The sequence below is a fragment of the Pseudonocardia xishanensis genome (genome assembly GCF_039541715.1).
GTDB lineage: Bacteria > Actinomycetota > Actinomycetes > Mycobacteriales > Pseudonocardiaceae > Pseudonocardia > Pseudonocardia xishanensis.
This window is the reverse complement of sequence record NZ_BAABGT010000083.1, coordinates 21746-35411: the sequence shown is the minus strand read 5'-3', so window position 1 is coordinate 35411 and position 13666 is coordinate 21746. Positions and strand designations below refer to the sequence as shown.

General features: G+C 70.4%; 11 protein-coding genes. 4 read left to right on the top strand and 7 right to left on the bottom strand.

The genetic code is table 11. The features are described 5' to 3' along the window. Positions 1-12: 12 nt before the first annotated feature. The 4 genes from ABD993_RS26350 (at position 13) to ABD993_RS26335 (ending at position 4158) form a co-directional block, all read left to right on the top strand. Positions 13-795 (top strand): hypothetical protein, encoded by a 783-nt coding sequence (locus ABD993_RS26350; protein ID WP_345424055.1) that lies wholly within the window; start codon positions 13-15, stop codon positions 793-795. Positions 796-883: 88 nt separating this feature from the next. Beyond that, positions 884-2086, top strand: a complete 1203-nt coding sequence (locus ABD993_RS26345) for an ABC transporter substrate-binding protein (RefSeq protein WP_345424052.1) — start codon at positions 884-886, stop codon at positions 2084-2086. An 85-nt stretch (positions 2087-2171) separates the two neighbouring features. Continuing rightward, the gene (locus ABD993_RS26340) at positions 2172-3731 is read left to right on the top strand and encodes a class I adenylate-forming enzyme family protein (RefSeq protein ID WP_345424050.1); all 1560 of its coding nucleotides are present in this window, start codon (positions 2172-2174) and stop codon (positions 3729-3731) included. 25 nt (positions 3732-3756) lie between these two features. Then, complete coding sequence (locus ABD993_RS26335; RefSeq protein ID WP_345424047.1) at positions 3757-4158, top strand: nuclear transport factor 2 family protein; 402 nt, start codon at positions 3757-3759, stop codon at positions 4156-4158. 80 nt (positions 4159-4238) lie between these two features. Here the strand turns inward: ABD993_RS26335 and ABD993_RS26330 are convergent, their stop codons facing one another. The 7 genes from ABD993_RS26330 to ABD993_RS26300 form a co-directional block, all read right to left on the bottom strand. Further along, positions 4239-5618, bottom strand: coding sequence for a 4-hydroxyphenylacetate 3-hydroxylase N-terminal domain-containing protein (locus tag ABD993_RS26330; protein ID WP_345424044.1), 1380 nt, complete (start codon positions 5616-5618; stop codon positions 4239-4241). A 676-nt stretch (positions 5619-6294) separates the two neighbouring features. Next, complete coding sequence (locus tag ABD993_RS26325) at positions 6295-7452, bottom strand: acyl-CoA dehydrogenase family protein (RefSeq protein WP_345424041.1); 1158 nt, start codon at positions 7450-7452, stop codon at positions 6295-6297. 2 nt (positions 7453-7454) lie between these two features. Then, on the bottom strand, positions 7455-8618 hold the full coding sequence (locus ABD993_RS26320) for an acyl-CoA dehydrogenase family protein (RefSeq protein ID WP_345424038.1): 1164 nt from the start codon (positions 8616-8618) through the stop codon (positions 7455-7457). Between the two features lie 28 nt (positions 8619-8646). Beyond that, the gene (locus ABD993_RS26315; protein ID WP_345424035.1) at positions 8647-9525 is read right to left on the bottom strand and encodes an SDR family NAD(P)-dependent oxidoreductase; all 879 of its coding nucleotides are present in this window, start codon (positions 9523-9525) and stop codon (positions 8647-8649) included. Then, positions 9522-11114, bottom strand: coding sequence for a class I adenylate-forming enzyme family protein (locus ABD993_RS26310; protein ID WP_345424033.1), 1593 nt, complete (start codon positions 11112-11114; stop codon positions 9522-9524). Before ABD993_RS26310 ends, ABD993_RS26315 begins: the two co-directional genes overlap by 4 nt. After that, positions 11111-11872 carry an ABC transporter ATP-binding protein gene (locus tag ABD993_RS26305; protein WP_345424030.1) on the bottom strand — a complete coding sequence of 254 codons (762 nt, stop codon included), beginning with the start codon at positions 11870-11872 and terminating at the stop codon, positions 11111-11113. Before ABD993_RS26305 ends, ABD993_RS26310 begins: the two co-directional genes overlap by 4 nt. Continuing rightward, positions 11869-13665, bottom strand: coding sequence for a branched-chain amino acid ABC transporter ATP-binding protein/permease (locus tag ABD993_RS26300; protein WP_345424028.1), 1797 nt, complete (start codon positions 13663-13665; stop codon positions 11869-11871). The genes ABD993_RS26305 and ABD993_RS26300 overlap by 4 nt, the downstream gene beginning before the upstream one ends. Position 13666: the final 1 nt, after the last annotated feature.

The following is a 13666-nucleotide window of genomic DNA, read 5'->3' as shown; positions in this document are numbered from 1 at the left end:
ATCGGAGCTCTCATGATCGGTTCAGCAGACCCGTGGCACGTTCAGAACGTCCCGCCGGACGCCGTGCGCTCGAAGTCGGTGGTCCAGTTCGACCCTCTGCCCGAGATCGGGCGGGAGGTCGCTGACCGTTACTACCGTGGAGCCCACACGGGCTACGCCCGACGCTTCATGCGGGCGATGCCGGACATCGTCAGCTACCACATCGGGCTCGCGACGGGCGGATTCGACATCGCAGGCGGTTTCGCCGCGCCTCCTCCGACCTTCCGCTACCTGACGATGCGTTTCGCGACGTCGGCCGGTCTCGACATCCCCGCGGAACTCGCCGACCGGCTGGCCGAAGACCACCGGGTCTTCCTGTGCAACATCCGAGGATTCGGCGTCGCGGAGAGTGTGCGGTTCGATCGTCTCGGTCGGGCGACCTCCCTGCAGAGATATCAGTTCGAGTACGAACGCACGGACGACGAGCCCGACGCCGTGAGCGCCGAGCGGCTGGACCGGCAGGTCTCCTCGATCGAACGGCTGATCGGCGAGGCCTTCGGCGCCCGGTTGCTCGTGGTCGACCGGGTCGTCGCAGAGCGGCGGCCGCTGGCGATCGACCAGCCTGGGCAGCGGTTGTCCGCGGAGCTCCTCCCCCGATCCAACCGCACCGCCTTCATCTCGGTGTACTTCGACCAGGAGGAGTGGGCGCAGGAGTGGTTCGGACGAGACGACGTCCGAGCCGCCGTACTCGGCACCGGGTGGTCGGCCGTCCGCGGAGCCAAGATCGACGAAGAATGTGGTCTGGACCGACGGTGACGGATCCCCAATAGATCGTTAACACTACCGTCAATGCTCGGCGATCATCGTCGCACCATCCCGAAAGACTCAAAGACGAGGGAAATCGATGGCACAATCTCGTGCGCGCCTGCTCCTGGTCGCACTCGCCGGGGCTCTGGCACTCGTCGGTTGCGGCAGCGGTGGTCAGGCGGCGTCCAACGACGAGTTCGAGGTGCTCTACCTCGGCGGACTGAGCGGGCCGCTCGCGCCCGTGACCGCCCAGAGCGTCGCCGGCCTGAAGGCGGCCGCGGACATGCTCAACGAACGGGGTGGCGTCAACGGTCGACGGGTCGTCGTCCGGACCGAGGACACCCAGGAGGACGCCGCCCGGGCAACGGCACTGGCTCAGCGAGAGCTGATGGGATCGGACAAGCCGGACGTCGTGTGGGCGGGCGCCACGAGCACGAACGCCGTCGCGATGGCTCCGGTGACCACCCGGGCCGGGGTACTGTCGATCAACCAGGCGCAGACGCCGGACCTGTACGCGCCGTCGACCTACCCACTCACCTTCGGCTTCCTCCCGTCGGCGGACGAGCTGACCCGGCTCACCCTGACGCACTTCGCCGACGCCGGGGTCACGAGGATCGGAGTGCTCGCCTCCAACGACGTGTTCGGGCAGAGCTTCCGGACCGCGTTCGAACGGCGAGCCGCGGCGCTGGGGATCGAGGTCGTCGCCGAGGACTTCTCCACCACTGACCTGGATCTCACCGGCAGCTACCAGCGTATCGTCGCCCAGGAACCGCAACAGATCTTCATCAACACCCTCGGGCCCGCGGCGGGCCGCATCATGGACGCCCGGCTCAAGATCGGCGCTACGGACATTCCGACGGTGCTCGGAACCGGCCTGATGGCGACGGGAGACGGGCCGTTGTCGTACACGAGCCCGCAGGCGCTGGAGAACGCGTTGATGTCGATCTACACGACGCAGCGATACGTCGCGGGAGACCCCGACGCCCCCGAGCCGCTCAGGCAGTTCTACACCCACTACGCGCAGTACGCGCCGAAGGTGGGGCCGAACAGCACGGCGCAGATCGCGTGGAACGCACTGGTCACCGTGGGTGCCGCGGCCGAGCAGGCGAAGTCCGCCGACGGGCCCGCGATCGCTGCGGCGCTCGAGGACCTGACCCCGCCCGACCAACCGCTGTGGACTCCCATGGGGGACTTCACCTCCCTCACGAAGGACGTTCACATCGTGGCGGCCAACGACGACCTGCTGTCCTTCGTCGTCCCGGTCGCGCTGACCGAGGGCGGGTTCCCCGACCGGGGGTGAACGAGAGCTCGCGTGGCCCGGGCGGGCAAGCTCTCACCCGGGCCACCGACCCACGTCGTGAACGACAGACCCAGGAGAGACACCCATGGCGATCACCGACTTCGAGGGCGCGCACATCGGGCGCTACACCTCACTCGCCGCACACCTCTACGGAGAACGGGAGCTGGTCGCCGACCGCGGGGTACGCCTGACGTTCACGGCGTTCCATCAGTGGGTGGAGGCGGTGGCGACCTGGCTCGTGCAGCAGGGCGTGCAGCCCGGCGACCCGGTCCTCATATTCTCCGGCAACTCGGCAGAAGTCCTCGCGGGGCAGTGCGCGGCCTGGCGCATCGGCGCGGTCCCCTCCCCCGTCGTGTCGGCCTACCGCGCCCACGAGATACGCCAGATCGTGGCCGCCCTGCGTCCGCGCGTGGTCATGTCGACCGTGGTTCCCATCGGGTCGCGACGGCTGCACCGGGAGCTGGACGAGTGCGTGAGCGGCGCGCAGCAGGATCCGCTGCGGGTACTGCTGGACGGTGAGGAACCCGGCTGGACGCGGATGCCCGGCCCCGGGACGGCGGTGAGCGGGCCGGACCTGCCGTCGGCGCCCGACGACCCGAATGCCACGAGCCTGATCCTCTACACCTCGGGGTCGACCTCCGCCCCGAAAGGCGTGCGGCTCACGACCACGGGACTGTGGCAGGGGCTTCGGCTGTTCGAGCAGCGGGGGCTCTTCGACGAGCACTCGGTCGGTCTCACCGTCGCCCCGCTCAGCCATGTCGGTGGGTTGGTGACGTCCTTCCTCGCGCCGCTGGTGCTGGGCGGACGCACCGTCGTGATGCGACTCTGGGACGCCGACGAGGCGGTCGCCCACATCGCTGCGGAGCGCGTGACCTACATCGGCGCCTCGATGACGTTCATCAGCGACATCCTCGACAAGTACGAGTCCGCTCCGGACGGAGCGTACCGGCTCCCGACCTTCACCACGGGGGGCGCGTCAGCTCCTCCCGCGCTCATCAAGAGGGCGGACCGCCTCGGCATATGGGGCGGCCGGATCTTCGGGATGACCGAGACCTCCGGACTCGCGTCGGCGCCCGCCCGGGATGCGACGCTCTGGGATCGCGCGCACCTCGACGGTTTCCCCGCGGACTCGGTCCAGGTCCGCATCGTGGACGAGGACGGGCACGAGCTGCCCCCAGGGTCAGTCGGCCGGATCCTGCTCAATGGCCCGCAGCTGACCATCGGCTACACCTCGGACGAGGACAACGCGCAGCATTTCGTGGACGGCAACCTCGACTCCGGCGACGTCGGTTGCGTGGACGAGCGCGGCTGGCTGAGCATCACCGGACGGACCAAGGACATCATCAACCGCGGCGGGGAGAAGCTGCCTGCCCGCGACATCGAGGAGGCCCTGCTCGGGCACCCCGACGTCACCGGAGCCGCGGTCATCCCGATCGCCCACGAGCGACTCGGCGAGGTCCCGTGCGCCTTCGTCACCACACGCCTCGGGACGTCCGTGGACACGCAGGAGGTTCAGGTCTTCCTGCGGGGCCGCCGGCTCGCGGCGGCGAAGGTGCCCGCTGAGATCCACTGTGTACCGTCCTTGCCGGTCTCGGCGACCGGCAAGGTGCAGAAGCACGTCCTGGCGACCATGCGCGAGGCATGACGGGTTCGACGATGGGAGTGAGTCGATGACGAAGACACCGAGTCCGAGCGAGACCCTGGAGCGGTTCCTCGGCTACTACCGGGCGGACGACCATGACGGGCTTCGTTCGATCACCGCGCCCGACGCCGTGTGGCGCGAAGCCGAGTCCCTCCCGTACCGGGGCGAGTGGCACGGCGCAGACGGCTTCATCGACCTGGTACGCGAGATCAACACGCCCATGGTCTTCGAGGTCGAGTCGCACACGATGCACGAGGCGGGTGAGGTCGTGACCCTGGAGCTGACCGGGGTGTTCGTCTCGCGGGCCACCGGGCGGCGGCTCTCGATGCCGATCATCGAGCTGTACCGCGTCCGAGGCGGCTTGGTGTACGGAGCGGACATCTACTACTTCGACACCGCCGCCCTCAACGAGCTCGCCGCCGAGCGCTGACGACAGGCCCCCCCCCGACGACCACGGCGGCCGCGAGCACTCGCTCGCAGCCGCCGTTGTCCTGTCGGGCCCGACGTCGCTCAGGCCGGGGACAGTCCCGCAGCGTCTCGAGCCAGGGCGAGGGCCTCCGCCATGGGGTAGTGGAAGCGGGCGACCAGGCGTTGGGCGTGGAGCCCCCCTCCCCCGTGCAGGGTGGTGACCGCGCGCCATCCCCCGTAGCTGTCGGCGACGAAGTCCCGGACCGCGTGCAGGACTCGGAGTCGGTCCTCACCACCGAACCCGGGCGAGCCCGCCATGTATCGGCGGACGTAGGCGCCGGTCTCCGGTGACTCGAGGTCCGCGATGGCGGGAGCGGTGGCCACGGCACCGCCTGCGATGTCGATCAGGTGGCGTGCCATGAGACCGAACTCGGCCGCACCGTGGTACTTCGCCGCATTGGTGAACAGCTCGTCCGGGACCAGGTTCCCGTCCGACGTGGACGCCGTGTTGGCGATGGCCGCCTCGAGCCCCGACCGCACCAGGGTCGCGTAGATGACGATCTCGCTGATCTTCTGGCGGACGTGCTCCACGCGGGTGAGGCCGTTCGCCTCGGCGGCGAGCTGGGCGAGCCCGACCATCAGGTCGGCGTCGTGTGCCATGTCCGCGATACTGCCCAGCCGCTCCCAGAGGCCGATGGCGTGGGCGAACCGAGCCGACATCTCGACCTGGCCGTCGAGGAACACGCGGTCCCAGGGGACGAAGACGTCGTCGAACACGACGAAGCCCTCGGGCATCTGGCGTCGGCTCGAGATGGGGTGGCTGCGATCGTCCGCTCCGCGGAACTGATAGCTGGTGTTGAGGATGGTGACTCCCGGCGCGTTGACCGGCACTGCGCAGGCCACGGCGAAGCGCTCCTCACCTGCACGCATCTTCTTGGTCGGCATGACGAAGAGCTCGTGGGCGAGGGCGGCACCGGTGATGTGGAGCTTCGCGCCCCGGAGCACCACTCCGTCGGACGTGCGGTCGACCACCGCGAGGTACGACTCCGGGTCGCCCTGCTCGCCCGGGTGTCGTGAGCGGTCGCCTTTGGCGTCCGTGATGCAGGTGGCGACGCGCAGGCCCTCGTCGGCGAGGCGGTCGACATGAGACCGTGCCCGTTCCCCCGACACCGGATCCAGCCGGTCCAGGGCCGGGGCCACCGTCCGCAGGCTCATCGCCGAGGTGAAGGTCGTGTGGGCCAGCATGTCGACATGGGTCAGGGCGTCGACGGCGGCCCGAAGCTCCAGCGGAGTGGTCGGCGGCGCCAGCAGCGGACGGTCGAACGGGGGAAGACCTGCGGCCACGGCGTCGTAACCCGCCGCGACCGAGGCGGCGGGGACGCGGGTGAGTGGATCGGTGACGACGTCGTCGATGCGACGACCGTCGATGTGCAGCACCCGCCCGTCGTCCAACGACTTCAGGTAGTCATCGCCCGTGATCACACGAACATCCTCTCGTCGGGACGGAGCCGCACGGCGGACCCCGCCTGCGCGAATCGCACGCCTGCGCAGGGGTCACTACCGGACGGATCCGTCGCGATACGGCCTCCCAGACGGTCTGGGTCGCAAGGGCAGCGCGCCCGGCACCAGGAGACAGCACGTTGACATTGATGTCAACACCTCGGCCGCGCGGCGCGCCTGACGAGCCTCCGCTCCGGCTGGACGCTCGTCGTCCATCGCCCCGGCCGACGACTGCGCCACCTCGGCCACGGACTCGAGGGAGCGTCGAGTGGCCGTCGGGCCCACCGCCCGGACGCCGGGGACAGCGCTGAGGTGGAGGGGCTGAAGTTGGTCGCCCGGATGCACCAGACGCTGGTCTGGGACCGGACCCGGCACTGAAGCGCGACCACCTGAGCGATGGCCTGGTCGATCCGGCGGTGGGCCACGAGCACGGCGAAGAAGCGTCCGCGCGACACCCGCAGGAACATCTCGCTCACGTACACCATGATCGCACTGATGGCTCCTCCAGTTCAGGTCCGACGAGGACGGCCTGTCCGCCGACCCCCCGGCTCGCGCCGGGGTGGACCCTGCGGAGCCCCGTCGGCTCCGTGCGGGGCCCAGGTCGCCTCGCACCACACCGCCCTGAGCGGCGGGTGGCCGCTGCCGCTCGGCCGTGCGCTCAGGCGGACCGACTCCCGTGGCGGGGATCCGCGAGCAGCAGCTCCGGCGCAGCAGACCGGGTGGCCGGGGCCTCTCGCAGCCACTCGACGGCGTCCATCGAGGTCAACGCGGTGTGGTCGATCGCGGTCAGCCTGCTCAGGACGTGCCCGACGGGGTGCTCGGCGGTGACGCCGATCCCACCGTGGAGCTGGACGGCCTGCTCGCCGACGAACCGGCCTGCCCGCCCGGTCTCCACCGCCGCGCGGTGACAGGCCTCGAGGCCCAGGGGGGATCCCTCCGCGACCGCCATCGTCGCCCACATCGTCGTGCTACGGGCCATCTCCATCGCGACGTACATGTCGGCGGCCCGGAACGTGAGCGCCTGGAACGCCATCAGCGGCTTGCCGAACTGCGTGCGCACACGAAGGTACTCCGACGTCAGACCGACGGCCGTCTCCATCAGCCCGAGCGCCTCGTGGCACAACAACAGCTTGGCCTCGGCGAGGGCGGCACCGACCAGGCCACGGCGGTCCTCGTGCCCGTCGTCGCCGAGCAGGTGCGCCGGGGCCCCCCGCAGTGACACCCGCGCCGCCCGCCGGTGGTCGTGAGTCGGATAGCCGTCGATCTCCAGCCCGTCGCTGCCGGACTCCACCACGAACAGCAGCAGGCGGCAGTCGACCTCCGCCGTCACGACCAGCAGATCGGCCTCCGCGCCACCCACGACGGGCTCTTTGACCCCCGAGAGCTCCCAGGCACCCGACCATCGGGCGGCGGTGACACGGCTGAGGGCTCCGGGCTCCAGGTGGGCCAGGACCACCCGGTGCGTGCCTGCGGCCAAAGCAGGCTCCATGGTCCGTCGCTGCTCGGGCGTCCCGGCGGAGGCGATGAGCCGCGCCCCGAGCACAAGGGACTCCACGTAGGGTTCCGGGGCGAGGCAGCGGCCGATCTCCTCGGCGACGATCGACGCCTCGACGAGGCTCGCGCCCATTCCGCCGTGGTCGGAGTCGATCGTCAGGCCCAGTGCGCCCATGCGGCCGAGCTCGGCCCAGCCGTCGGCGTCGGGCTTCTCCGCCTGCTCGACGATCCGCCCCCCGTCCGACGGCGGGTAGCGCCGTTGCAACAGGGCCCGGACCGCAGACCGCAGGTCGTCGTGTTCTGTGTCGTAGGTGAAGTCCATGCTCAAGCCCTCAGTCCCAGGATCGCGCCGGCGATGATCTGCCGTTGGATCTCGTTCGAGCCGCCGTAGATCGACGTCTTCCGGAAGTTCAGGTAGACCTCGGACGCCCCCCGGACCCAGGCGGGGACGTCGGACCGCGCCGCTCCAGCGCGGACGATCGCCCGCTCGCCGCCGAGATCCATCCACAACGCCGTGATCTCCTGCTGGATCTCGGTGCCGCGCAGCTTCAGGATCGACGAGGCGGGATGGGGCTCCCCGTCGTCGGACGCCGCGGTCACGCGGATGGCGGTGAGCTCGAGGGCGACGAGGGTGTTCTCGATGTCGACGAGCCTGGACTGCACCGCGGGGCGCTGCAGCAGGCCCTCCTCCGCCGCGAACTCGCGCAGCGCGGACAGGTCGCGCTTCATGATGCCGACCGGGGCGGCGCCCACGCGCTCGTTGCCCAGCAGGAACTTCGCATAGGCCCATCCCCGGTTCTCCACACCGACCAGGTTCGCCTCGGGTACGCGGACGTCGTCGAGGAAGACCTCGTTGACCTCGTGGCCGCCTGCCACCAGTGCGATGGGCCGAACGGTCACGCCCGGGGACCGCATGTCGATCAGGAGCATCGAGATGCCCGCCTGCTTCTTCGCGGCGCGGTCCGTGCGGACCAGGGCGAACATCCAGTCGGCGTGCTGTGCGTGGGTCGTCCAGGTCTTCTGGCCGTTGACCACGTACTCGTCACCGACGTGGACCGCCGACGTGACGAGCGAGGCCAGGTCCGACCCGGCCCCCGGCTCGCTGAACCCCTGCGCCCACCAGATGTCGAGGTTCGCGGTCGGGGGCAGGAACCGCCGCTTCAGCTCCGCGGAGCCGAACTCGGCCAGCACCGGCCCGATCATGGAGGCGTTGAGCATCAGCGGGACCGGGACGGCCGCGCGGTGCATCTCCTCGTACCAGATGTGTCGCTGCAGGGGGGTCCAGTCCCGGCCGCCCCACTCGACCGGCCAGTTCGGGACGGCGATGCCCGCCGCGTTCATGATCCGCATGGCCTCGACGTGCTGGGCCTTGGTGAGCTCCCGGCGCTCGCGCACGGTCTCCCGGATGGAGTGCGGGATCCTGGTCGTGAAGAAGTCACGGAGCTCGTCGGCGAACGCAGCGTCGTCGTCGCTCAGGTACAGCCGCATGGGTCGTCCCGGGTGTCGGAGGGTGATGTCACGAGTCGAGGCCTGCCAGCGACCCGTCCAGCGAGACGGGCGGCAGTCCGAGGGGGTGGTGCGGCCAGAGCATCACGCTGTCCCCGGTCCGCCCGCCCGGACCTTCGGCCAGCAGGTCCACCAGGACGGCGGCGACGTCGTCCGCGTCCAGCGTCGACGCAGGCGGTTCCCCGCGGAGGAAACCCCGGAAGGTGGGCGTGTCCGTGGCGCCCATGCCGAAGGAGTTGACGCGGACGCCGTGGCTCCCCAGCGCGCGCGCCCACACCTGGGTGTAGCCCTTCAAGGCCCACTTCGACGCGTCGTAGAGGTCGAAGTACTTGTTGCCCAGCGGTGCGCGGGGTCGATCCGCGAAGGGACACGTGGAGCCGTCCGGGTGCTCGACCGCCACCGGGTAGCCGCACGTGTGGATGTGGTCGGTGGTGATGTTGACGATGTCCGCGGCGCCGGCTCGGACGAGGTGCGGCATGGCGGCCCGCCCCACCAGGAAGACCGCTCTGGTGTTGATGTCGAAGACGGAGCCGTACAGCTCGACGGCGTCGTCCCAGTCGGTCCCCATCGTCGGGCTCACGAGCGTCACCGCGGCGTTGTTCACCACGATGTCCAAGCCACCGAGCGCCTCGGCCGCCTCGTCGACGGCGGCGCGGACGGCGGCAGGGTCGGTGAGATCGTGCACCCCCGCGTGGACGTCGCCATGGACGTCGTCGCCGTGGACGACGGCGCGGATCGCCGCCGCGGTGTCGCGTACCCGTTCCTCGCGGTCGACCAGGGCCACCGAGGCACCCGCGCGCGCCAGGGCACGGGCGAACGCCGCGCCCAGGCCCTGGGCGGCGCCCGTCACGAGCGCCTTGCGGCCGGACAGCTCGCGGACCTCGGTCATCGGCCTGCCTCCGGCTCTCGCTGGAGCGTCTCCCGTAGTCCCAGCAGGTCCTTGCGCTGGATCTTCCCGGTGGCGGATCGCGGTAGGTCGTCGACGATCAGGAACTCCCCCGGGATCTTGGCCTTCGCCAGTCCCCGGTCGAGGAGGTACGCGGCCAGCCCCTCCGGCGCAAGCTCCGCGCCGTGCCGAGGCTGGACGAACGCGCACGGCACCTCGCCGAACCGCTCGTGTGACACGGCCACCACGGCCGCGGTCGCCACGTCGGGGTGCGAGGCGATGGCGTCCTCGATGTCTCGTGTCGCGAACTTCTCCCCCCCGCGGTTGATGATCTCCTTCGTCCTGCCGGTGATCTTCAGCCAGCCGTCGGCGGACAGGACCCCGACGTCGCCGGTGTCGAACCAGCCGTCGCTGAACTGGGCCGCAGTCGCCTCGGGATCGGTGTACCCCCGCACGACGTGTGGTCCCCTGACGTGGATGTCGCCCTCCGTCCCCGGCGGGAGCGGCGCGCCGTCGTCGTCGAGTACCCGCACCTCGGCCTCCTCGTCGAGCAGGCCGTCGAGTGTGGAGCGCTCGACGAGCGAGGAGGTCAGGTACGGAGCCGAGACGACGCCCGAGGTCTCCGTCATGCCGTACACCCTGCCCACCCAGATCCCCAGCTGCTCGGCGCGTTCGACGAGGGCGGGAGGGGTGGCGGCGCCGCCGCTGGTCATCTTCACGATCCGGTGCCCGCCGGGCCCGACCCGCTCGTAGTGGTTGCAGAGATCGGTGAGGAACGTCATCGGCCCGCCCACGTAGGTGACGCGTTCGCGGGCGATGAGGTCGACGGCATTGTCGACGGCCCACCGTCGCAGGATCGTCGTCCGGGCGCCGAGACACCACTGCAGCAGGAACGACGTGACCAGGCCGCTGACGTGGCTCAGGGGGCTCATCGTCATGCCGACGTCCTCGGGACCCAGGATGCCTCGGTCCTCGAAGATCTGCAGGCCCCGGTGGATGCCACGGCTCGTCAGCTCGACGCCCTTGGGAGCGGCGGTCGAGCCGGACGTGTGGAGGAGCAGGCAGGTGTCGGTGTCGGAGTCCGGCGACGCGACGGGGGTCAGATCGACCTCGACCTCACCACCGGGCCGCCCCGGCATACCCTGCCAGCCCTCGCGGGTCCCGTCGGTGAGGACCGCCGGCGGGCGGCTGGTCAGGTGGCGGTCCATGAGGCCGTCCAGCTCGGACACCGTGTCACGGCTCCCGAATCCGCCGACCGAGGTGACGACGGCCCGGGGCTGCACGCCGCGCGTGATCTGACCCAGCTCGTGTCGGCCGTAGCCGGTGACCACCGGAGCCGGGACCGCGCCGATCCGCCACAAGGCCGCGAGCGCGACCATCATCTCGATGGAGTTCGGTGTCAGCATGAGCACGGGGTCACCTCGTCTCACCCCGAGGTCGTGCCACCATCGAGCGACCCCGCGGCTCCACGCGTCGAACTCGACGTAGGTGAGCCGGTGCTCGCCGTCGGAGATCAGCTCACGGTCGCCGTAGAGGGCCGCCGCCGTCCCGGCGTAGGCGCCGAGATGCAGACCGTCGAACGACTTGATCATCGGGGCTTCCCCGTTTCCTTCCCGGCCCCGTCGGTTGCGCCGACCGGGCGTCCCACGTAGATGTCGCGGATGGCATGCCGCAGCGCATCCGACGGTGGAGCGTCGAGCACGGACCGGCCCACGTCGAGCACGACGACATGGTCGGCCACGTCCACCGCGGCATCCACCGACTGTTCGATCAGGAGGACGGCGAGGCCCTCGTCTCGAAGCTCACGGATGAGCTCGAGCACCTGGGCCACGATGCTGGGCGCGAGTCCCGTGGAAGGCTCGTCCAGGATCAGCACCTTCGGGTCGCCGCACAGCGCCTGTGAGATCCCGATCATCTGCTGCTGCCCGCCACTGAGGGAGCCCGCGGCATGGTGCCGCTTGGACTTCAGGATCGGGAAGCGGTCGTAGGCGGCGGCGACCCGCGACTCCACCTCGCGTCGGGTGAGACCCGCGGGATGACACCCGATCCGCAGGTTCTCCTCCACGGACAGCTCCCGGAAGATCCGCTTCCCCTCCTGTACGAAGGCCAGTCCCCGCTTCGGCAAGAGGTGCGCGGGCAGCTTCGTCACGTCCTCCCCGAGCAGAGCGACCGATCCGGTGCTGAGCGTGTTCAAGCCACTCAGTCCTCGGGCCAGCGTCGTCTTCCCCGCGCCGTTGCGACCCAGCAGCGTGGTGATGGTCCCCCGCTGCAGGGACAGGTCGACGTCCCGGACGACGGTGAGGTCCCGGTACCCGGTGCTCACCCCGTCGGCGACCAGTACCGCGCTCACGGCGCCGCCTCCTGCTCGATCCCCATCGCGCCCCGTCCGAGGTACTTCTCGATGACCTCGGGATGGCTCGAGATCTCCTGCGGCGTCCCACCGGCGACGACTCGTCCCTCGGCCAGCACGTACACGACGTCCGCGACCTCGTTGACGAACGCGAAGTTGTGCTCCACCAGCACCGTGGTGGCACCGCAGGAACTCAACCAGCCCACCACGTCCTTGAGGTCGACCAGCTCCTCCTCGTCCAACCCGGAGGCCACCTCGTCCAGGAGCAGGACGCTCGGTCGGCCGAGCAACGCCCGCCCGAGCTCGACGAGCCGCCTCGTCCCCGCCGGGAGCTCCTCGGCCGTGGCATGGAGGAGGTGGTCCAGCCCGAGGAGGCGAGACACCCGATCGACCTCGGCGGTCAGCTCCGCGCGGCGACGACGATAGCCGGGTGTGCGCAGGATGGTCGCAGCCAGCGGCGGCCGGGACCGTCGCAGCTCACCCGACTCCAACACCTCACGCACCGTGAGAATGCTGGGGATGGCGGGAGTCTGGAAGGTTCGGCCCACCCCCCTGCGCGCGATCGCCATCGCCGACTGGCCACGGACCGACCGGCCGTCGAAGATGACGTCACCGTCGTACGGCGCGGACAACCCGCTGATCAGGTTGAGCGCGGTCGTCTTCCCGGACCCGTTGGGCCCGATCAGCGCCGTGACGCGGCCCGCGGCCAGCTCGAGGTCCACGCCGTCGAGTGCCGTGGTCCCGCCGAAGGTCTTCCGCATGCCCGCGATGCGGATCGTGCTGCCGCTCAGCTCCAGTACCTCGTGCTGCCGCGCGGCCGCCGCATCGGAGCGTCGCACCGTACCGCTGTCGGCGTGCCGACGGATCCAGGCACGGACGAGCCCGACGACCCCGCCGCCTCCACGGGTGAGCAGTACACCCCCGGCCAGGAGCAGGGTGCCGTAGCCGATGGTGGCCCACGACTCGAAGCGGGCCGACTGCTCGTGGGCGAACTCGAGGAGGAACGCCCCGACGACAGCGCCGACGACTGTGGCGGGCCCGCCGATGATCGAGGCGGCCAGCAGCCCGACGACGAGCTCGAGGCCGAACTCGCTCGGTGCCACGAAACCGTTGACCGAGGCGGACAGTGCGCCTGCGGCTCCGGCGGGCAGCGCGCCGAGGAGGTAGGCGGTCAGCTTCAGGCGGAAGGGCGACAGCCCGAGGGACGCCGCGAGCACCGGGCTCCGCCGCATGCTCAGCAGGGACACGCCCCATGGCGAACGGACGATGTTGCGGAAGGTGACGAACCACAGCAGCGCCGTCACCGCCACGACCAGGTAGGTGCCTGCGACGTCGAGCTCCGAGCCGAACATCGTCGGGAGGCCGACGGTCATCCCGTCGTAGCCCCCGAGCTGCTCTCGCAGGAGATCGACGATGTCCGGGATCAGGATCACCAGGAAGAAGGACGTGACCGCGAGCGACCAACCGCCGATCCGCAGGGCGGGTAACCCGGTGATGGTCCCGAGCACCACGGCGACCCCGCTCGCGACGACCACACACACGAGCAGGTCGTCGGTCACGTTCGCCGCCAGGTACGCGCCGGTGTAGGCCCCGGCCGCGTACATGGCCGCCTGGCCGAGGGCCATCTCGCCGCCGAACCCCAGACTGAGGTTCAGCCCGCTGACGACGAGGGCGAGGATCGCGACTGCCGAGAGCTGGCGGAGCAGGTGGTCGTCGCCGATCCACCACGGTGCGGTGACCAGCGCCAGCGCTGCGACGGCTGCGACAAGCCTGCCGACGGCGGGCCGTGCCACG